The organism is Citrobacter sp. RHBSTW-00570 (assembly GCF_013739755.1).
GTDB lineage: Bacteria > Pseudomonadota > Gammaproteobacteria > Enterobacterales > Enterobacteriaceae > Citrobacter > Citrobacter braakii.
Genome location: NZ_CP056399.1, coordinates 90,406 through 108,576 on the forward strand (window position 1 = coordinate 90,406; position 18,171 = coordinate 108,576).

Genomic DNA, 18,171 nt, shown 5'->3' on the forward strand with positions numbered 1-18,171 from the left:
TAAAATGCTCCACAGGTGAAGAAATGACTGGGCATGATACTGAATGTGGGTTCAGTCTGCCAACAGTTTGCTGATTAAAGCGTCATGACGCTGCTTTTGGCGGCTCATGCGCAGACGTTCGGCGCGAATGATAGTTTTCAAATCGCCCAGGGCGGTATCGAAATCATCATTCACAATAAGATAATCATATTCGGCGTAATGGCTCATTTCTGCAACAGCTTGCGCCATACGTTTTGCGATCACGTCTTCGCTATCCTGACCGCGGCCACGAAGACGGCGATCCAGCTCAATCTTAGATGGCGGCAAAATAAAAATACTGCGCGCATGCGGCATTTTTTGACGAATCTGCTGCGCACCTTGCCAGTCGATATCTAAAAAGACGTCTACGCCGGATGCTAATACTTGCTCAATGGTCTCACGCGAGGTGCCGTAGTAATTACCGAAAACCTCAGCGTGTTCCAGGAACGCGTCTCTGCCAATCATGGTTCTGAATTCGTCATGGTTCACAAAAAAATAGTGTTCACCGTGCACTTCCCCCGGGCGCGGTGCGCGCGTGGTGTGCGAAACAGAAACCTGGGTGTCATACAACGGTTGGGTCTTTAATAAAGCCTGAATCAGGCTGGATTTACCCGCGCCACTGGGGGCAGAAACAATATAAAGCGTGCCTTGAGCCATGAGTATCTTAATGTATGTGATTGTCGAAAGAGAGCCTACATACGGGCTTATTATACACGTAGCCGCTATGTGACGTAGCCCTTGTCACACTTTTTGCGCATGTTTATTGCGTTTTGCGTACCAGTTTCCTGTTTTATCCGCGATTTGCAGCAATTCGTGCAAATGTCAGGAACGTTGCGCGCAGGATGAGTTTTTGCCGCTCTGTTTCCATTTCAATTCGCGTTATATCTGCCGGGAAACGTACTGTTCAGCGGAGATAGCATGGGATTATGGAAATGCATAGGGCTGGTTTTGCTAATGTGGTATCTACCCTCATGGGCGGTATGCCCCGTCTGGTCGCCTGCCAGGGCACAAGAGGAAATTTCACGACTACAGCAGCAGATAACACAGTGGAATGACAGTTACTGGAAACAAGGGGAAAGTGTCGTAGACGACGCCGTTTATGACCAGCTCAATGCGCAGCTCATCCAGTGGCAGCGCTGTTTTGGCGATGAAGCCCCATCAGATCTATCTGCGCCCCCAATAAGTGGAACCGTCTCGCACACAGTTCCCCACACGGGAGTTCGAAAACTTGCCGATAAGCAAGCGCTACAACAATGGATGCATGCTCGTAGCGATCTCTGGGTGCAGCCGAAGGTGGATGGCGTGGCGGTCACGCTGGTTTATCGCAATGGCAATCTGATACGGGCGATTAGCCGTGGTAACGGTCTGAAAGGCGAAGACTGGACGCAAAAGGTTCTTCAGATCCCTTCCGTTCCACGTACTACCAGCGGGCTGCTTTCTAACAGTACGTTGCAGGGGGAGATATTTTTGCAGCAACAAGGGCATATTCAGCAGCAGAGAGGGGGAATGAACGCCCGCTCAAAGGTTGCTGGAATGATGATGCGCCAGAGCAACCCGGAAATGTTACGCTCGCTGGCTATTTTTATCTGGGCCTGGCCTGATGGTCCAGTTGCCATGTCGGAAAGACTTGAGCAACTCACTGCTGCCGGGTTCAGTTTCACGCAACGATATACTCAGGCCGTGAAGAGTGTGGATGACGTCGAGCAGGCGCGCGCCAGGTGGTGGACTTCAGCGTTACCTTTTGTGACGGATGGTGTGGTGGTGCGAACGGGAAAAGAACCGCGGGCGCAATACTGGCTACCCGGACAGGGAGACTGGCTGGCAGCGTGGAAATATCCTCCCGTGGCCAGGGTATCTGAGGTGACAGGTATTCAGTTTTCCGTTGGCAAAAGCGGAAAAATTGCGGTGGTTGCATTGCTGGTCCCCGTCATGCTGGATGATAAGCGGGTGCAGCGCGTCAATATTGGCTCAGTACGGCGCTGGAATGAATGGGATATTGCGCCTGGCGATCAGATTCTGATAAGTCTGGCCGGACAGGGGATTCCCCGTATAGATGAGGTGGTCTGGCGCAGCACCCAGCGTAATAAGCCAGCACCACCTGAGGGGCGCTTCAATTCACTAACTTGTTTTTATGCCACAGCGGAGTGTCAGGAACAGTTTGTTGCCAGGCTCGTCTGGCTGGGGGCCAAAGATGTGTTAGGGCTGGAGGGTATGGGCGAGGCGGGATGGCGGGAGCTACATCAGACGTATCGCTTTGAACATATCTTTTCCTGGCTTGGATTAACGCAGGAGCAGCTACAGTCCACATTTGGCGTGAACAAAGGGGGGAAGCTGTGGCATCAGTTCAATCTGTCACGCCATCTTCCATTTACGCGCTGGGTGATTGCCATGGGAATACCGTTAACACAGGCAACGTTGAATGGCAGTCGGGATGGATCGTGGCAGCAGTTACGGGAACGCAGTGAACAAAGCTGGCGGCAACTTCCTTTCATGGGGGAGCGACGGGCACGACAGGTTATTCAGTGGCTGGAGGATAAAGAGATCACAGCGCTGAACAACTGGTTAGCTGCTCAGCGGATCACGGGCTTTATGCCTTAATGGCCTTCATGGCGATAGTAAAATACCGGCAGCCCCAACTTCAGGCGTAGCGCCAGCAGTCGGGCGGTAAAGCCAAAGAGCAGGGTAGAGATCACCACCACATCGTGGCTGGAGACATAATGTTGCAGCACGATATACAGCACAGCAGCGGCAAATGAAACGCCGGCATACAGTTCTTTCTGGAATACTAATGGGATGCGTTTGCAGAACATGTCACGTAATACACCACCAAAGACCCCGGTAGTGACCGCCGCGACCACGGCAATAATCGGTCCATGACCCATATCCAGCGCCACCTGGGCGCCAATAATAGAAAAGACCACCAGGCCCAGCGCATCCAGGACGAGGAATATTTTACGCAGATAGGGCATGACGGGGGCAATAATGGTGGTGAGTACCGCAGCGGTCGCCACGATAATGACGTATTCAGGGTGCTTTACCCAGCCGAGCGGATAGTGGCCGAGAAGGATGTCGCGTACCGAGCCGCCGCCAATGGCCGTCGCGGTGGCAATGATAATGACGCCAAATGTATCCATACGACGACGCCCAGCCGCAAGCGCACCGGTCATGGCTTCGGCAGTAATACCAATTAAATATAAAACGTGTAACAGCATGTATTCCCCCCTGATTTGCTGGGGCTAAGGTTAACGATTTGTGCGCATTGTCACGATTGAGATTTTCTAAGGTGAAGCGATTTTAATAACTACAGCTAATGTGATTTTGCTGTAAATGCGTTATGGCATGCGCTTTACTTTATGAATGGTGACAATAAATGATGAGAAAATATAATTCGAAGTGGATGGGTCACAACCGAAGTGTTGGGAAAAACACGTAGCCCCGCCGTTTATGGGGGGGCTACGTGGAATGGAGTTTACTCGATATTCTGAATTTGCTCGCGCATTTGCTCGATCAATACCTTCAGTTCAATTGCGGAATTAGTCACCTCGGCATTGATAGACTTGGATGCAAGAGTGTTCGACTCACGGTTGAATTCCTGCATCATGAAGTCCAGACGACGGCCAACAGCCTCTTTTTTCTTCAGAATGTTGTAGGTTTCTTTGACGTGGGCTTCCAGACGATCTAACTCTTCTGCTACATCGATGCGCTGCGCCATCAGCACCAGTTCTTGCTCAAGGCGGTTATTCTCCAGTTGCACCTGGGCGTCTTCCAGTTTGGCTACCAGACGCTCACGCTGCCATTGCAGAATTTCCGGCATATGTGCACGCACTTTAGCGACTTCAGTGCTGACGCCTTCCAGACGCTGCTCGATCAGCGCTTTCAGCGCCTGACCTTCGGTTTCACGCGCGACGATGAAGTCATCCAGCGTACCGTCAAGCGCGGCGAGGATCTCGGCGGCAATGGCGTCCAGATCTTGCTCCTGGGCAGCCATTACGCCTGGCCAGCGCAGGATATCAACTGGGTTAATTTCACCTTCATCACTCTGCATTTTGACCCAGTTAGCAGCGCTAACGAGCTGTTTAGCGAGCTTTTCATTTAGAATCAGCTCGCCCTGGGCGCTGGCATCAGGCTCAAAACGCAGCGTACACTCGACTTTACCGCGCGTCAGACGCGTGCGAATACGTTCGCGAACAACGGGTTCAAGACTACGGAACTGTTCCGGCAGGCGAAAATAAGTTTCCAGATAACGCTGGTTTACCGAGCGCATTTCCCAGGTAGCGCTACCCCATTCACCCTTGATTTCACGCCGGGCGTAGGCGGTCATGCTGCGGATCATAGACGTTCCTGTTTTTAAAGATGAGATTGGAGGATTATAGCCATCCACGTCTTGTCAGGATAGGAATAACAGTCGGAAGTCCGTATAATGCGCAGCCACATTCGTTTCAAGCCGGAGATTTTATCATGCGTCCAGCAGGTCGTAGTGCCAACCAGGTGCGTCCCGTCACCCTGACCCGTAATTATACAAAACACGCTGAAGGCTCCGTGCTGGTCGAATTTGGTGATACCAAAGTGCTGTGTACCGCTTCTATTGATGAAGGCGTACCGCGTTTTCTGAAAGGTCAGGGCCAGGGCTGGATCACCGCAGAATATGGCATGCTGCCACGCGCCACGCACACCCGTAACGCCCGTGAAGCGGCGAAAGGTAAGCAGGGCGGTCGTACCATGGAAATCCAGCGTCTGATCGCTCGTGCGCTGCGCGCCGCCGTTGATCTGAAGACGCTCGGTGAATTCACTATTACGCTGGACTGCGATGTTATTCAGGCAGATGGCGGTACGCGCACTGCATCAATTACCGGCGCATGTGTGGCGTTGGCTGATGCGCTGAACAAGCTGGTTGCGAGCGGTAAACTGAAAACTAACCCGATGAAAGGGATGGTCGCCGCGGTTTCCGTGGGCATTGTGAACGGTGAAGCGCTCTGTGACCTCGAATACGTTGAGGACTCTGCCGCAGAAACCGACATGAACGTGGTGATGACTGAAGACGGACGCATTATAGAGGTGCAGGGTACGGCAGAAGGCGAGCCGTTCAGCCATGAAGAACTTCTCACCCTACTGGCGTTAGCCCGAGGGGGAATCGAATCCATTGTAACGACGCAGAAGGCGGCGTTAGAAAATTGATTTTAAAGGCGACTGATGAGTCGCCTTTTTTTTGTCTGTAATAAAGTGAGATGAGGAGCGAATCCATGAAACCGTATCAGCGCCAGTTTATTGAGTTTGCGCTTAGCAAGCAGGTACTAAAGTTTGGCGAGTTTACGCTGAAATCCGGGCGTAAAAGCCCCTATTTCTTCAACGCCGGGCTGTTTAATACCGGGCGCTGCCTGGCACTGTTAGGCCGTTTTTATGCCGAAGCGCTGATGGATTCCGGTATTGAGTTCGATTTGCTGTTTGGTCCGGCCTACAAAGGTATCCCGATTGCGACCACCACGGCTGTTGCGCTGGCGGAACACCACGATAAAGATTTGCCGTACTGCTTTAACCGTAAAGAGGCGAAGACCCACGGTGAAGGCGGTAATCTGGTAGGTAGCGCACTTGAGGGGCGTGTAATGCTGGTGGATGATGTTATCACTGCAGGTACGGCTATTCGTGAGTCGATGGAAATTATTCAGGCTAACGGCGCTACGCTGGCGGGGGTACTGATTTCTCTCGATCGTCAGGAACGCGGTCGCGGCGAGATTTCAGCGATTCAGGAAGTGGAACGCGATTATGGCTGCAAGGTGATTTCTATCATTACCCTGAAAGATCTGATTGCGTATCTGGAAGAAAAACCAGAAATGGCAGAACACCTGGCCGCAGTACGGGCGTATCGCGAAGCGTACGGCGTATAAGAACTGCCGGATGGCGCTGCGCTTATCCAGCCTACGCACCGCGGGGTTCGTAGGCAAAATAGGCGAGGTCGCCATCCAACAACGGTGTTACTGCAATTGAGCGGCAACCAACGGCCAGCGGATGTCGAAATCATCCGTTGGGCGGTATTTAAATTCGCTACGTACAAACCGGGACAGCATACCTTCGCAGAAAGCCAGTAGCTGGCTGGCCAGCAGCGTTTCATCCACGGTGTAGCCTTCACCTTCACGCATTCTTTTTTCTCGCAGAACCTGGCGTAACTGCGCCTCAATTCGCTCAAAAAGCTGGTTAATACGGCCTTGCAGACGGTCTTGCTCGAACATCAATGCGTGTCCGGTCAGAATTCGCGTCAGGCCAGGATTACGTTCACCGAACCCTAAAATCAGCAGTACGATCAGACGCAATCGCGCGTTAGTGTCTTTTTCATCTTTCAAAATCAGATTGATACGGGTAATCAGACTATCTTCGATAAACTCAATCAGGCTATCGAACATGCGGGTCTTGCTGGGAAAATGGCGATACAAGGCCGCTTCGGAAACGCCCACAGAGGCCGCCAGTTTAGCTGTCGTGATGCGTTGGCTACCATCGCTGGACTCAAGCATCAGTGCCAGAGACTGAAGTATTTCTTCGCGACGATTCCTTTTCGCAGTTTGCTTTTCTACCATGTTACAAAATACCCCTGAAAATAAGCTCTTGCCAGGCAGGCATCCACACAGCGACCGCAAACGGGTGTTTGCGGTGTGTTATTGCGTTATTACGCTGTGAGATACTTTTCTGCGGGTTACTTGCGCCCGGAATGGCCGAAGCCACCTTCGCCACGATCGGTGGCTTCAAACTCTTCCACCAAATTAAATTCAGCCTGGACGACCGGTACAAATACCATCTGCGCGATACGTTCGCCCGGTTCAATAGTAAAGTTGTCCTGACCACGGTTCCAGATTGAAACCATCAGCTGGCCCTGGTAGTCGGAATCAATCAAACCGACCAGATTGCCCAGTACGATCCCGTGCTTATGGCCCAGCCCGGAGCGCGGGAGCATCACTGCCGCAAGAGAAGGATCGGCAATGTGGATAGCTAACCCGGTTGGCACCAGCGTTGTTGCGCCAGGCGCCAGTTCTACGGCGTCATCAAGACAGGCACGCAGGTCAAGTCCGGCAGAACCAGAAGTGGCGTACGTCGGGAGCGGAAATTGTTGCCCTACGCGCGGGTCCAGAATCTTAACGTCGATTTTTTTCATCATAACGGGTCACGATCTCGTCGAGTAATAATTGGCCCAGGAGTTCTTTGCGCTCAAGCGGTAAGACTTTATCTCCATCCTGCCAAAAAAGGTGTAATGCGTTGCTGTCGCTGTTAAATCCTTGAGTGGACAGCGAAACGTCGTTCGCACAGATCACATCAAGGTTTTTGCGGATGCGTTTTTGCCGGGCATATTCTTCCACATTATTTGTTTCGGCGGCAAACCCAACGACAAAAGGACGGTTAGCATCCAGTGCGGCAACACCAGCGATGATGTCCGGGTTTTTGACCATTTTTACTGTTAATTCATCACCCTGCGTTGCCTGTTTTTTGATTTTTTCATTGGCGACAGTTTCAGCGCGATAATCAGCGACTGCGGCGCAGCCGATAAAAATATGCTGTTGTTGCACCGCAGATTGCACGGCGGCTTCCATTTCCAGCGCGGTCATCACATCAATGCGCTGGACAAAAGGCGGTGTGGGTAACGAAACCGGACCTGATACCAGCGTGACATTTGCCCCGCGTTTTGCGGCAGCGGCCGCGATAGCAAATCCCATTTTCCCGGAGCTGTGGTTGGAAATATAACGCACGGGATCAAGCGGTTCACGCGTCGGGCCTGCTGTAATCATGATGTTGAGATGTTGCAGATCTTTGACAGGTGAAAAATGTTCTGCCGCCATATCCACAATTGTTAACGGATCCAGCATACGTCCAGGACCGACATCACCACATGCCTGACTACCGCTGTCAGGGCCCCAAATGAGCAAACCGCGCGAGGCAAGAATGCCCAGATTGTGTTGGGTAGCGGCGGCGCGGTACATCTGCTGGTTCATAGCCGGCAGCACGGCAACAGGCGCTGGCGTTGCCAGACAGATCGTAGACACCAGATCGTTGGCCATACCTGCGGCAACGCGGGCAATCAGGTCTGCCGTCGCAGGGGCCAGTATAACCAAATCGGCCCATTTCCCCAGCTCAATGTGGCCCATCGCGGCTTCGGCTGCGGGGTCAAGCAGGCTGTCGGATACGGGATAGCCCGAAACCGCCTGTAAGCTCAGAGGAGTAATAAACGCTTTTGCTGCTTCGGTCATCGCCACGCGGACGTCTGCGCCGCGTTCCCGTAAACGACGCACCAGCTCAGGGGTTTTGTACGCAGCAATCCCGCCACTGACGCCAAGTACGATTTTTTTACCGGCCAGGCTCATCATGATCTTTCCTGTTGGGTTTCACCAGAAGGCGGATATTTTATCACAATCCGCAATGTGTCGTGCTTTTGCCCGCGCTCCAGTTTGCGAGGCTCTACGAAGAAGTGAAAACAGAGCGTCGATTCGCCGCTGGCGTTATGCCACTATGCGGACGCGAAAGGAGGGGAAAAGCATGGAAAATACAGGACGTATAATGCCTCGGGAAAAGCTGTTGGCGCAGGGGGCCAGTTCGCTGACCGACGTAGAGCTACTCGCTCTTTTTCTACGCACCGGGATACTGGGTAAAGATGTGCTTACGCTGGCGAAAGAGATGCTTCAGCATTTTGATTCGCTGTATGGCCTGTTGTCTGCTGATTACATGGATTTCAGCTATGTTCAGGGTATCGGTATCGCGAAGTACGCACAGTTGAAGGGAATAGTGGAGCTGGCAAGGCGCTACTACAACGTACAGGTGATAGAGGAGCGTGCGATACTTAGCCCGGAAATGGCGCGTGAATTTCTGCAAAGCCAGCTTTCGCAAGAGGAACGCGAGATCTTCTATGTGATCTTTATGGATTCTCAACATCGCGTGATTAAACACCGTAAACTTTTTTCCGGAACGCTAAGCCACGTTGAAGTGCATCCGCGAGAAATTGTCCGCGAAGCGATAAAAATGAATGCTTCTGCGGTGATCCTTGCACATAATCACCCTTCGGGGTGTGCAGAGCCGAGCAAAGCAGATAAACTCATCACCGAGCGTGTTGTGAAATGCTGTCAGTTCATGGATATCCGGGTGCTTGATCATCTGGTCATTGGGCGCGGAGAGTACGTTTCTTTTGCGGAACGCGGTTGGATTTAACGCACTTTACGCGATCCATCGGGATCTTTGTCTGTTCGGGACTTGAGCACATCGCTGACTCAGCGTATACTACGCCACCTTTGAGAATCTCGGGTTTGGCATTTGGGCCTGGCAATCGAGAGTTCGCAAATACGCAAAATCATTCTTGTTGCGTCCAATGACGAGGCAACGATGAAAGATTTAGTGTATTGAACTGCGATAACCGGGCTGAGAAGCCTGACGAGGCGCCAATACCCCATACGAAGCTCGAGCTAATTTGATTTTTGGAGAATAGACATGTCCCGAGTCTGCCAAGTTACTGGCAAGCGTCCGGTGACCGGTAACAACCGTTCCCACGCACTGAACGCGACTAAACGCCGTTTCCTGCCTAACCTGCACTCTCACCGTTTTTGGGTTGAGAGCGAGAAGCGTTTTGTCACCCTGCGTGTATCTGCTAAAGGTATGCGTGTTATTGATAAGAAAGGCATCGAAACAGTTCTGTCTGAACTGCGTGCCCGTGGCGAAAAGTACTAAGTACTAAGAGGAAATAAATCATGGCTAAAGGTATTCGTGAGAAAATCAAGCTGGTTTCTTCTGCTGGTACTGGTCACTTCTATACCACCACGAAGAACAAACGTACTAAGCCGGAAAAACTGGAGCTGAAAAAGTTCGATCCAGTTGTTCGTCAGCACGTTTTATACAAAGAAGCGAAAATCAAATAATTTCCGCTTTGATGTAAAGAAAAACCCTGCCTCGGCGGGGTTTTTTGTTTTCTGGCCGTCCCCATATTAATGAGACCTGATACACCGCCGGAGATACTATGCCTGAATTACCTGAAGTCGAAACCAGCCGCCGCGGTATTGAGCCGCATCTGGTGGGGGCAACGATTATGCACGCGACTGTGCGTAACGGTCGTTTGCGTTGGCCAGTATCAGAGGAAATCTATCGTCTGAGTGATAAACCTGTCCTGAGCGTACAGCGGCGCGCGAAATACCTGCTGCTGGAGCTATCAGATGGCTGGGTAATCATTCACCTGGGGATGTCGGGTAGTTTGCGTATCCTTTCTGAAGAGCTTCCGGCAGAAAAACATGACCACGTCGACTTAGTGATGAGTAACGGCAAAGTCCTGCGCTATACCGATCCGCGTCGTTTTGGCGCCTGGCTGTGGACTAAAGAGCTGGATGGGCATAATGTCCTCGCCCATCTTGGCCCTGAGCCGCTGAGCGACGATTTCAATGCTGGTTATCTGCAGCAGAAATGTGCGAAGAAGAAAACTGCGATTAAACCCTGGCTGATGGATAACAAGCTGGTCGTGGGGGTGGGAAACATCTATGCCAGCGAGTCGCTGTTTGCGGCTGGTATCCATCCTGACCGTCTGGCGTCATCTTTGTCGCAGGATGAGTGCGAACTGCTGGTGCGCGTTATCAAGGCGGTTTTGCTGCGTTCTATCGAGCAGGGCGGGACCACGCTGAAGGACTTTCTGCAAAGTGACGGTAAGCCGGGTTATTTTGCCCAGGAGCTGCAGGTCTATGGGAGAGAAGGTGAACCCTGTCGCGTATGCGGCGCGCCAATCATTGCGACAAAACACGCTCAGCGCACAACGTTTTATTGCCGTCGCTGTCAGAAATAACACCATTATCGGCCGGACGTAGCGTATGCCTCATCCGGCCAGACGCATTACTTCAGTTTACTCAATAATGCCTGATGAACGTTTTCCGGCAGAAAGTGCGCTACGTCACCCTGGTGGCGGGCAACTTCTTTTACCAGTGACGATGAGATAAATGACCACTCTTTAGACGGCATCAGAAAGACGCTTTCCAGTTGTGGCATCAGATGACGGTTCATATGGGCCAGCTGCATTTCATACTCAAAATCGGCTACCGCACGCAGGCCACGGATCAGAATGTTAGCCTGATTATCGCGGGCAAAGTTTGCCATCAGGTCGCTGAATCCCAGAACCTCCACATTACCGAGATGCGCCGTTGCCTGTTGTGCCAGCTCAACGCGCTCTTCCAGAGTAAACATCGGTTTTTTACTGGGACTTGCGGCAATTGCCAGGATTACGTGATCGAACATGCTTGTCGCTCTTGTCACGATATCGATGTGGCCGTTAGTAATGGGATCAAAGGTTCCTGGATAAATCGCCCGTTTTTGCATGACTTGCCTCAATGCGTTTTGGGTGGCAGATAAGGTTCCAGCAGCTGCAGCAGACGCTGAAGCGCGCCCTGATTTTGATACAGAACTTCAACTGCGTGACGGCCATAAAAATTACGATAATCGGCATCGGTCAGTAAAGAAGAGACCTCTTTCACCAGCGTAGTTGCGTCGGTGACGGTGATCAATCCGCTTGCCTGTTCGAGGCGGGCGCAAATATCTTTAAAATTAAAAGTATGTGGCCCCATCAGTACCGGAATGGCGTGCGCCGCGGCTTCCAGTGGGTTGTGTCCACCGCGTTCAACCAGCGAACCGCCAACAAAAGCAAGGTCAGCAATGCCGTAAAGCAACATCAACTCGCCCATGGTGTCGCCGATTACGACCTGGGTTCCTGATGACGGAACTTCGCCCGAAGAACGTGTCGTATAGCTTAGCCCAGCCTGGCGTACGAGGTTAATGGCATCCGGGAACCGTTCAGGATGTCTGGGTACCAGAATCAGTAAAAGATTAGGGAACTGGTTTAATAACGCCTGATGGGCGGCAATGATAATGCTTTCTTCGCCGTCGTGCGTGCTGGTTGCAATCCATACCGGGCGGTGAGGTGCCCATTGACGACGCAATGTAATCGCTTTTGCGGCCAACTGCGGCGTGACGGAAATATCAAACTTCAGGCTACCGGTAACGGTGACCTGATTGCTTCTGGCACCAAGCGTGATAAAACGAGCGCCATCTTCTTCGTTCTGGGCGGCAATCAACGTAATTCGGCGCAGTAGCCTGCCAACAAATTTACCTAATTTAGCGTAGCCAGCAGCTGAGCGAGCGGAAAGACGTGCATTGGCAATGACCAGCGGAATATGGCGCTTATGCAGTGCCGCGATCAGATTCGGCCACAGCTCGGTTTCCATAATTAACACCAGCTTGGGGTCAACTTTATTCAGGAAACGATTTAGGGCATCTGGTAAATCGTATGGCAGATAAATATGCTGAACGTCAGGGCCAAAAGCGGATTGTACGCGCTCGGAACCGGTTGGCGTCATGGTGGTGACCGTGATCGGCAAGTCGGGGTAACGATGTCGCAGAGCGCGGACTAATGGGATAGCTGCCAGCGTTTCGCCCACGGAAACCGAATGAAGCATGATGCCGCCTGGTTTTAGCGGACGGCGGTAAAAGCCGTAGCGTTCACCCCAGCGTTTACGGTAGGCCGGAGCCTTACGTCCGCGCACCCAAAGCCGTACCCAGATCAAAGGCTGAATAAGGTAGAAAAGGGCGGTGTAAAGCAATTCGAGCATAATGGTAGCTGACTTATGAATGTGCTGGGGATTCTATGTATTTAGCTGTGGCTTTACCATCATTTTTATCCAGGTTGTCTCAAAACGATGGAATTCGTGAGGCATTGTTTTAACCGGTAGCTATTTCAAAAATGTCTATTGGTACATTTACATGACTTAACGTCTTGTGCGGCGTGAATTTTCTCGTGAATTGCTTCATTTTATATCTTAATGTTTTTAATAGGTTATTTTAAAGTTTGTTCAAAAAATATTCATTTCGGAATGCGTGATAATAAATGATATACTACTGCGCAATTTCAGGTAGCTAGCAGGCAGAAACCTTTCGAAAACATGGGAAGTAATCTTTGGTCGGTTCATGCAAGGATTACATGACTCTGATGTCGCAGATCGGGTATGTCTGGCGACGCGATGCGGATATTAATGCATGAATATTGCTTTTTGTTTGTACAAATATTTTCCCTATGGCGGGTTACAGCGTGATTTCTTGCGGGTAGCGCTTACGGTTGCTGCTCGTGGTCATCATGTCCAGGTGTTTACCCAGTCATGGCAGGGCGAGCGTCCGGAAGGACTGGAAATTATACTCGTCCCCGTCACATCCAGAACGAATCATGGGAAAAACGAGCAATATTATCAGTGGGTTCAGGCTTATTTAAGTCAGCATCCCGTCGATCGTGTCGTCGGGTTTAACAAAATGCCTGGGTTGGATGTGTATTACGCAGCCGACGTTTGCTACGCGGAGAAAGTTGCCCGTGAGAAAGGTTTTTTCTACAAGTTGACGCGTCGGTACCGGCATTACGCTGCATTTGAAAAAGCCGCATTTCAGCAAGGTGCTGGCACCATGCTGTTGATGTTAACCGATAAACAAATTGGTGACTTCAAACATCATTACCAAACTGAGAGCCAGCGTTTTCGTATTCTGCCACCAGGCATCTACCCTGACAGAAAGTATAGTCAGCAACCTGAAAACAGCAGGCAGATTGTCAGAGAAAAAAACGGTATTGGTTTCGATCAGTTCCTGCTCCTGCAGGTGGGTTCTGATTTCAAACGTAAAGGCGTGCCAAGAACATTACAGGCATTGGCTTCGCTACCTGAGGTTATACGTCACCGTACGCGATTGATGGTTGTTGGTCAGGATAAGGCCGATCGTTACCGTTCTCTGGCTTGTCAATTGGGTATCGAAGAACAAGTACAGTTCTTCTCGGGGCGAGATGATGTCGCTGAATTGATGTCTGCTGCTGATTTATTGCTTCACCCTGCTGTTCAGGAAGCTGCTGGTATTGTCTTGTTGGAGGCTGTAGTCGCCGGGCTGCCAGTATTAACTACAGAAGTATGCGGCTATGCGGGTTATATTAATGCCGCCCGATGCGGAGTCGTGATTCCTGAACCTTTTGAGCAGGTAAATCTGAATACAGCACTTTTCGATGCGCTGCAAAATAATGAGCAGAGAAGTCGTTGGGCCGAGAATGCTCGGCATTTTGCTGATACAGAAGATCTCTACAGCCTGGCGGATAAGGCTGCTGATATTATTTTAGGCCTTGATAATGATTGAGTTAAAAGAACCATTTGCCACGCAATGGCAAGGAAAAGACCCGTTTACGGAAGTTACAAAGCTGGATGGGGAAGTTTTTCGCGCGCTGGAAACACGGCGTACCCTGCGTTTTGAGATGATGGGTAAGGGTTATTTTCTTAAATATCATCATGGAACCACACTTAAAGAAGTGGTGAAAAACCTTATTTCTTTACGTATGCCAGTACTGGGTGCAGATCGGGAGTGGCTGGCAATTCATCGCTTACAAGAACTCAATGTTGACACAATGACTGGTGTTGCATTTGGGCAGAAAGGACTGAATCCGTTAGCGCGAACCTCATTTATCATCACTGAAGATCTCTCTCCTGCCATCAGTCTTGAAGATTTTTGTGCAAGGTGGGGAATTGAGCGTCCTGATTTTGTATTAAAACGGACCATTATTACCCGCGTGGCTGAAATGGTGGGTAAAATGCATCGGGGCGGAGTAAATCATCGGGATTGCTATATTTGCCATTTCCTACTCCAACAGCCAATGCCGGCAGATGTTGCGGATATCAAACTCTCTGTGATTGATTTGCATCGTGCACAAATACGTCAGCATGTACCGCGACGCTGGCGGGATAAGGATTTGATCGGACTCTATTTCTCTTCACTGGAGATCGGTTTGACGTCCAGAGATATCTACCGTTTTTTACGTGTCTATTTTTCGATGCCACTGCGCGAAATCTTTCGTCAGGAAGTCCGGTTGTTTGAACAGGCTGTCACAAAAGCGCAAAAAATAAGACAAAGAACAATAAGAAAAGCGCTATAAATACCATATGAAGTTTGAGGCTATTTTATTATGAACATTGATTTCCAGAAGCTAATCATTCAAAAACACGTTATCGACAGCTCTGCGCATGAGAAGACTAAAAAACTAAGTGTTGCGTATGGTGTCGATCGTAATTTTTTATTTGGATCCGGCATTTCTATGACCTCAGTATTAGTGAATAATCCTGATATTGATATTCACTTTTATATAGCAACAGACTATATAGATGATGATTATCTGGAGAGCGTAAAACGCCTGACACAAATGTACAGTACGACGGTGACTGTTCTTGTGTTCGATAATGCGGCATTTCGTGAGTTGCCGAGTACGAAAGCATGGACTTATGCAATGTATTATCGTTATTTCGCATTTGAATATTTAAGTACCGAGTTAAGTTCTGTACTGTATCTTGATGCTGATGTCATTTGCAAAGGTTCTCTACGCGAACTTACCGAGGTTAATTTCTGTGGGGAATATGCTGCTGTTATCAATGATATTGATGAAGTGCGTATTAAGTCCGGTAACAGGCTTGGTATTCCTGAGCTGAGTAACGGTTATTTTAATTCTGGTGTGGTATTTGCGAATCTTGGAGTTTGGCGTGAACAGCAGTTGTTGACGAAGGCATTTTCTATCTTAGATAAACGCCAAAAGGAACTTCTGTATTTTGATCAGGATGTTCTAAATATATTATTTGTCGGTAATGTGATTTTCCTGAGACGGGATTTTAACTGCATTTATGGCGTGGATCAGGAACTATACCCGTGATCATTGAAGATGCTTGATTTTTTTTAGAATCAGGATCATGCTACGAACCATGAAAATTACACTGACTCCTCAACAGAAACTGCAACTCGAACAAATGCACGATATTGAACGTGATAGTCGAGTTTGCGACCGTATTAAGGCTGTTTTGCTGGCTTCTGAAGGCTGGAGTCAGACCATGATTTCACAAGCTCTTCGGATTCATGAATCCACCGTTGCACGTCACCTTAGCGACTACGTTCTTTCTGAAAAACTTAAGCCTGAAAATGGCGGAAGTCAAAGCAAGCTTTCTGCAACTCAAACCATGCACCTAATCGAGCATTTGACTGAGAGAACCTATCCTCATACTCATCAAATTGTCGCCTACGTTAAAGAGACTTTTGGACTTGATTACACTGTCTCTGGTATGAACAAATGGCTTCACCATAACGGTTTTAGCTACAAGCAACCGAAAGGCGTTCCACATAAGTTTGATGAAGCAAAACAACAAGCTTTCATAGATGCTTACGAAGCGCTAAAGGCAAGTTGTGACGAGGATGAATCGATAGTCTTTATCGATGCTGTTCACCCAACCCTATCAACAAAAATATCTCATGGCTGGATACGAACTGGTCAAGATAAAGTGATTGAAACAACGGGAAATCGCAGTCGATTGAACATTCTTGGCGCACTGAACCTGTCAGATATCGGAGCTACTATTATTGATGATTATGAGAGCATTAACAGTGAAACGATAGTTCGCTTTTTCTGTAAGTTAAGAGAGAGTTATCCGTTAGCTCATAAGCTTCATATCATTTTAGATGGTGCGGGATATCACCGTAGTGACTTAGTCAGAGATGCGGCATTTGTCCTTAATATCGAGCTGCATTATCTTCCACCTTACAGCCCAAACCTCAATCCAATAGAGCGGCTTTGGAAAGTAATGAATGAGAAGTCGAGGAACAACGTTTACTTCAAAAGTAAACGGGACTTCAAGGCGGCAATAGACCAATTTTTTACTGTGACTCTTCCAGAGATCGCAGGCTCTTTGGCATCTCGAATTAATGATAATTTTCAGGTTCTCAAGCCTGCATCTTCAAGTTGATTCGGTATAAAAAATAAAAACGATAAAATTTACCAGGATTATATTACAGATGATACTGTTTTAATACATTATGTCGGTGTCACTAAGCCATGGCATACTTGGGCAAAATATCCGGTGGCTAAATTCTTCATCGACGCATATAAAAAATCTGCATGGGCAGGAAAGTCTTTATTAAATGCAAACACTGCAAAATTGTATAAGCGTAAATCCCGGCATGAGAGAGTGCAGCGTAAATATATCCGCTCGGTGCTTAGTCATGTTATGTATATAAAGAACAAACTACATAATGCACGGTCTCATTAGTTAATAGAAGTGCAAATAATTTCCAGATAGCATATTAAAAAGGTGTAGTACATGAATTTTGATTGTAATCAGTCTATTAAAGACATCATTGAGGTTTTTGGGGCTCCAGAGACTCAAACCCCACAACTCAATATTGCATGGGGGGTTGATCAAAACTTTATGTTTGGAGCGGCAGTTTCGATGTCGTCCGTTTTACTACATAACAAAGATATCAGCATACATTTTCATCTTTTTACTGATTATCTTGATTCAGATTACCGCAAAAGATTAGAAAAACTAGCAAAGCAGTTTTCGACCAATATAACTGTATATGTGATGGATGCAGAAGGATTAAAGATCCTTCCGTGTGGGAATGCATGGTCACATGCGACCTACTTCAGATTTATCGCGTTTGAGTATCTTAGCGAAAATATTGATAATCTTCTCTATATTGACGCTGATGTTGTATGTAAAGGGTCACTTGTTGAGTTAACACAAATCACCCTGGAACATCATGTTGCAGCGGTTATTCAGGATGTTGAATATAGTCGGGTGTATGCCGCGCAGAGGCTTAATACTCCGGAATTTAACGAACAATACTTCAATGCTGGTGTTATATATGCAAATTTAAAGGAATGGAAAAAACAAAAGTTCTTTACTAAAGCATTTTCGATCCTCCTGGATAAGACCAGGAAATTCGCTTTTCTGGATCAGGATGTCTTAAATATAATGTTTTTTGGTAAGACAATTTTTTTACCAAGAATTTATGATGCAATTTACGGAATTAAACAAGAACTTAAAAGTAAGGACACATCAAGTTATAAAGAATATATAACTGATGATACGATCCTTATCCATTATATTGGCGTAACTAAACCCTGGAATTCATGGGCAAATTACCCTTCAGCACAGTTTTTTGTTGATGCCTGGAAAGCTTCACCTTGGACGGATGTTCCATTGCTGCCAGCTAGAACGCCAAAACAGTATAAAAAGAAATCACGTCATGAAAGATTACAAGGGAAGTATTTCAACTCGATAATTAGCTATATTGGTTATTTGCGGGAAAAGTTAAAGAGTAAGTAAAAAA

21 protein-coding genes are annotated in these 18,171 nt (G+C 48.6%); 13 read left to right on the forward strand and 8 right to left on the reverse strand.

From position 1 onward, the window contains the following. Positions 1 to 51 precede the first annotated feature (51 nt). Positions 52 to 675: a guanylate kinase gene (gene gmk, locus HV237_RS00430; protein WP_019078035.1), complete on the reverse strand. Its 624-nt coding sequence runs from the start codon at positions 673 to 675 to the stop codon at positions 52 to 54. A gap of 261 nt (positions 676 to 936) precedes the next feature. On the opposite strand from gmk, the gene ligB reads away from it, so the two are divergent. Further along, complete coding sequence (ligB, locus tag HV237_RS00435) at positions 937 to 2,616, forward strand: NAD-dependent DNA ligase LigB (protein ID WP_047358800.1); 1,680 nt, start codon at positions 937 to 939, stop codon at positions 2,614 to 2,616. On the opposite strand, the gene HV237_RS00440 is transcribed toward ligB, so the two are convergent. Both HV237_RS00440 and HV237_RS00445 read right to left on the reverse strand, forming a co-directional pair. After that, positions 2,613 to 3,230: a trimeric intracellular cation channel family protein gene (locus HV237_RS00440; RefSeq protein ID WP_003024049.1), complete on the reverse strand. Its 618-nt coding sequence runs from the start codon at positions 3,228 to 3,230 to the stop codon at positions 2,613 to 2,615. The genes ligB and HV237_RS00440 overlap by 4 nt on opposite strands. A 257-nt stretch (positions 3,231 to 3,487) precedes the next feature. Beyond that, entirely contained in the window at positions 3,488 to 4,351 is an 864-nt protein-coding gene (locus HV237_RS00445; RefSeq protein ID WP_019078038.1) for a YicC/YloC family endoribonuclease, read from the reverse strand. A 125-nt stretch (positions 4,352 to 4,476) separates the two neighbouring features. On the opposite strand from HV237_RS00445, the gene rph reads away from it, so the two are divergent. Both rph and pyrE read left to right on the forward strand, forming a co-directional pair. Continuing rightward, positions 4,477 to 5,193, forward strand: a complete 717-nt coding sequence (gene rph / locus HV237_RS00450) for a ribonuclease PH (protein WP_016154991.1) — start codon at positions 4,477 to 4,479, stop codon at positions 5,191 to 5,193. Positions 5,194 to 5,258: 65 nt separating this feature from the next. Next, positions 5,259 to 5,900, forward strand: coding sequence for an orotate phosphoribosyltransferase (gene pyrE, locus HV237_RS00455; RefSeq protein ID WP_016157763.1), 642 nt, complete (start codon positions 5,259 to 5,261; stop codon positions 5,898 to 5,900). Positions 5,901 to 5,987: 87 nt separating this feature from the next. Here the strand turns inward: pyrE and slmA are convergent, their stop codons facing one another. From slmA to coaBC, 3 genes are all read right to left on the reverse strand, one after another. Beyond that, on the reverse strand, positions 5,988 to 6,584 hold the full coding sequence (gene slmA, locus HV237_RS00460) for a nucleoid occlusion factor SlmA (RefSeq protein WP_016154989.1): 597 nt from the start codon (positions 6,582 to 6,584) through the stop codon (positions 5,988 to 5,990). A gap of 116 nt (positions 6,585 to 6,700) precedes the next feature. After that, positions 6,701 to 7,159 carry a dUTP diphosphatase gene (gene dut, locus HV237_RS00465; RefSeq protein ID WP_016154988.1) on the reverse strand — a complete coding sequence of 153 codons (459 nt, stop codon included), beginning with the start codon at positions 7,157 to 7,159 and terminating at the stop codon, positions 6,701 to 6,703. Beyond that, positions 7,137 to 8,357: a bifunctional phosphopantothenoylcysteine decarboxylase/phosphopantothenate--cysteine ligase CoaBC gene (gene coaBC / locus HV237_RS00470; RefSeq protein WP_094168838.1), complete on the reverse strand. Its 1,221-nt coding sequence runs from the start codon at positions 8,355 to 8,357 to the stop codon at positions 7,137 to 7,139. Before coaBC ends, dut begins: the two co-directional genes overlap by 23 nt. A gap of 172 nt (positions 8,358 to 8,529) precedes the next feature. On the opposite strand from coaBC, the gene radC reads away from it, so the two are divergent. The 4 genes from radC to mutM all read left to right on the forward strand — a co-directional run bounded on the left by radC (position 8,530) and on the right by mutM (position 10,804). Then, positions 8,530 to 9,195 carry a DNA repair protein RadC gene (radC, locus tag HV237_RS00475; protein ID WP_016154986.1) on the forward strand — a complete coding sequence of 222 codons (666 nt, stop codon included), beginning with the start codon at positions 8,530 to 8,532 and terminating at the stop codon, positions 9,193 to 9,195. A 276-nt stretch (positions 9,196 to 9,471) separates the two neighbouring features. Continuing rightward, the gene (rpmB, locus tag HV237_RS00480) at positions 9,472 to 9,708 is read left to right on the forward strand and encodes a 50S ribosomal protein L28 (protein WP_003024071.1); all 237 of its coding nucleotides are present in this window, start codon (positions 9,472 to 9,474) and stop codon (positions 9,706 to 9,708) included. A 20-nt stretch (positions 9,709 to 9,728) separates the two neighbouring features. Continuing rightward, positions 9,729 to 9,896 (forward strand): 50S ribosomal protein L33, encoded by a 168-nt coding sequence (rpmG, locus tag HV237_RS00485; protein WP_003024094.1) that lies wholly within the window; start codon positions 9,729 to 9,731, stop codon positions 9,894 to 9,896. A 98-nt stretch (positions 9,897 to 9,994) separates the two neighbouring features. Continuing rightward, positions 9,995 to 10,804, forward strand: a complete 810-nt coding sequence (mutM, locus tag HV237_RS00490; protein ID WP_019078041.1) for a bifunctional DNA-formamidopyrimidine glycosylase/DNA-(apurinic or apyrimidinic site) lyase — start codon at positions 9,995 to 9,997, stop codon at positions 10,802 to 10,804. A gap of 47 nt (positions 10,805 to 10,851) precedes the next feature. Here the strand turns inward: mutM and coaD are convergent, their stop codons facing one another. Beyond that, positions 10,852 to 11,331, reverse strand: coding sequence for a pantetheine-phosphate adenylyltransferase (gene coaD / locus HV237_RS00495; protein ID WP_047358802.1), 480 nt, complete (start codon positions 11,329 to 11,331; stop codon positions 10,852 to 10,854). Positions 11,332 to 11,339: 8 nt separating this feature from the next. Beyond that, entirely contained in the window at positions 11,340 to 12,617 is a 1,278-nt protein-coding gene (waaA, locus tag HV237_RS00500; protein WP_016154983.1) for a lipid IV(A) 3-deoxy-D-manno-octulosonic acid transferase, read from the reverse strand. Between the two features lie 424 nt (positions 12,618 to 13,041). On the opposite strand from waaA, the gene HV237_RS00505 reads away from it, so the two are divergent. From HV237_RS00505 to HV237_RS00530, 6 genes are read left to right on the forward strand one after another with little or no spacing between them, the layout of a single operon-like run. Next, entirely contained in the window at positions 13,042 to 14,166 is a 1,125-nt protein-coding gene (locus HV237_RS00505) for a glycosyltransferase family 4 protein (protein WP_046275763.1), read from the forward strand. Next, positions 14,159 to 14,956, forward strand: a complete 798-nt coding sequence (rfaP, locus tag HV237_RS00510; protein WP_046275762.1) for a lipopolysaccharide core heptose(I) kinase RfaP — start codon at positions 14,159 to 14,161, stop codon at positions 14,954 to 14,956. The genes HV237_RS00505 and rfaP overlap by 8 nt, the downstream gene beginning before the upstream one ends. Before the next feature lie 30 nt (positions 14,957 to 14,986). Further along, on the forward strand, positions 14,987 to 15,721 hold the full coding sequence (locus HV237_RS00515; RefSeq protein ID WP_249415296.1) for a glycosyltransferase: 735 nt from the start codon (positions 14,987 to 14,989) through the stop codon (positions 15,719 to 15,721). A 49-nt stretch (positions 15,722 to 15,770) separates the two neighbouring features. After that, complete coding sequence (locus tag HV237_RS00520) at positions 15,771 to 16,802, forward strand: IS630 family transposase (protein ID WP_102595949.1); 1,032 nt, start codon at positions 15,771 to 15,773, stop codon at positions 16,800 to 16,802. A 42-nt stretch (positions 16,803 to 16,844) separates the two neighbouring features. Beyond that, entirely contained in the window at positions 16,845 to 17,105 is a 261-nt protein-coding gene (locus HV237_RS00525; RefSeq protein WP_249415309.1) for a glycosyltransferase family 8 C-terminal domain-containing protein, read from the forward strand. Between the two features lie 51 nt (positions 17,106 to 17,156). After that, entirely contained in the window at positions 17,157 to 18,167 is a 1,011-nt protein-coding gene (locus tag HV237_RS00530) for a glycosyltransferase (protein WP_046275760.1), read from the forward strand. The last annotated feature ends 4 nt before the right edge of the window (positions 18,168 to 18,171 follow it).

What these genes read in the sequence shown, in the direction of transcription:
- gmk (WP_019078035.1), bottom strand. Translation starts at nt 675, where the DNA reads ATGGCTCAAGGCACGCTTTATATTGTTTCTGCCCCCAGTGGCGCGGGT.
- ligB (WP_047358800.1), top strand. Translation starts at nt 937, where the DNA reads ATGGGATTATGGAAATGCATAGGGCTGGTTTTGCTAATGTGGTATCTA.
- HV237_RS00440 (WP_003024049.1), bottom strand. Translation starts at nt 3,230, where the DNA reads ATGCTGTTACACGTTTTATATTTAATTGGTATTACTGCCGAAGCCATG.
- HV237_RS00445 (WP_019078038.1), bottom strand. Translation starts at nt 4,351, where the DNA reads ATGATCCGCAGCATGACCGCCTACGCCCGGCGTGAAATCAAGGGTGAA.
- rph (WP_016154991.1), top strand. Translation starts at nt 4,477, where the DNA reads ATGCGTCCAGCAGGTCGTAGTGCCAACCAGGTGCGTCCCGTCACCCTG.
- pyrE (WP_016157763.1), top strand. Translation starts at nt 5,259, where the DNA reads ATGAAACCGTATCAGCGCCAGTTTATTGAGTTTGCGCTTAGCAAGCAG.
- slmA (WP_016154989.1), bottom strand. Translation starts at nt 6,584, where the DNA reads ATGGTAGAAAAGCAAACTGCGAAAAGGAATCGTCGCGAAGAAATACTT.
- dut (WP_016154988.1), bottom strand. Translation starts at nt 7,159, where the DNA reads ATGATGAAAAAAATCGACGTTAAGATTCTGGACCCGCGCGTAGGGCAA.
- coaBC (WP_094168838.1), bottom strand. Translation starts at nt 8,357, where the DNA reads ATGAGCCTGGCCGGTAAAAAAATCGTACTTGGCGTCAGTGGCGGGATT.
- radC (WP_016154986.1), top strand. Translation starts at nt 8,530, where the DNA reads ATGGAAAATACAGGACGTATAATGCCTCGGGAAAAGCTGTTGGCGCAG.
- rpmB (WP_003024071.1), top strand. Translation starts at nt 9,472, where the DNA reads ATGTCCCGAGTCTGCCAAGTTACTGGCAAGCGTCCGGTGACCGGTAAC.
- rpmG (WP_003024094.1), top strand. Translation starts at nt 9,729, where the DNA reads ATGGCTAAAGGTATTCGTGAGAAAATCAAGCTGGTTTCTTCTGCTGGT.
- mutM (WP_019078041.1), top strand. Translation starts at nt 9,995, where the DNA reads ATGCCTGAATTACCTGAAGTCGAAACCAGCCGCCGCGGTATTGAGCCG.
- coaD (WP_047358802.1), bottom strand. Translation starts at nt 11,331, where the DNA reads ATGCAAAAACGGGCGATTTATCCAGGAACCTTTGATCCCATTACTAAC.
- waaA (WP_016154983.1), bottom strand. Translation starts at nt 12,617, where the DNA reads ATGCTCGAATTGCTTTACACCGCCCTTTTCTACCTTATTCAGCCTTTG.
- HV237_RS00505 (WP_046275763.1), top strand. Translation starts at nt 13,042, where the DNA reads ATGAATATTGCTTTTTGTTTGTACAAATATTTTCCCTATGGCGGGTTA.
- rfaP (WP_046275762.1), top strand. Translation starts at nt 14,159, where the DNA reads ATGATTGAGTTAAAAGAACCATTTGCCACGCAATGGCAAGGAAAAGAC.
- HV237_RS00515 (WP_249415296.1), top strand. Translation starts at nt 14,987, where the DNA reads ATGAACATTGATTTCCAGAAGCTAATCATTCAAAAACACGTTATCGAC.
- HV237_RS00520 (WP_102595949.1), top strand. Translation starts at nt 15,771, where the DNA reads ATGAAAATTACACTGACTCCTCAACAGAAACTGCAACTCGAACAAATG.
- HV237_RS00530 (WP_046275760.1), top strand. Translation starts at nt 17,157, where the DNA reads ATGAATTTTGATTGTAATCAGTCTATTAAAGACATCATTGAGGTTTTT.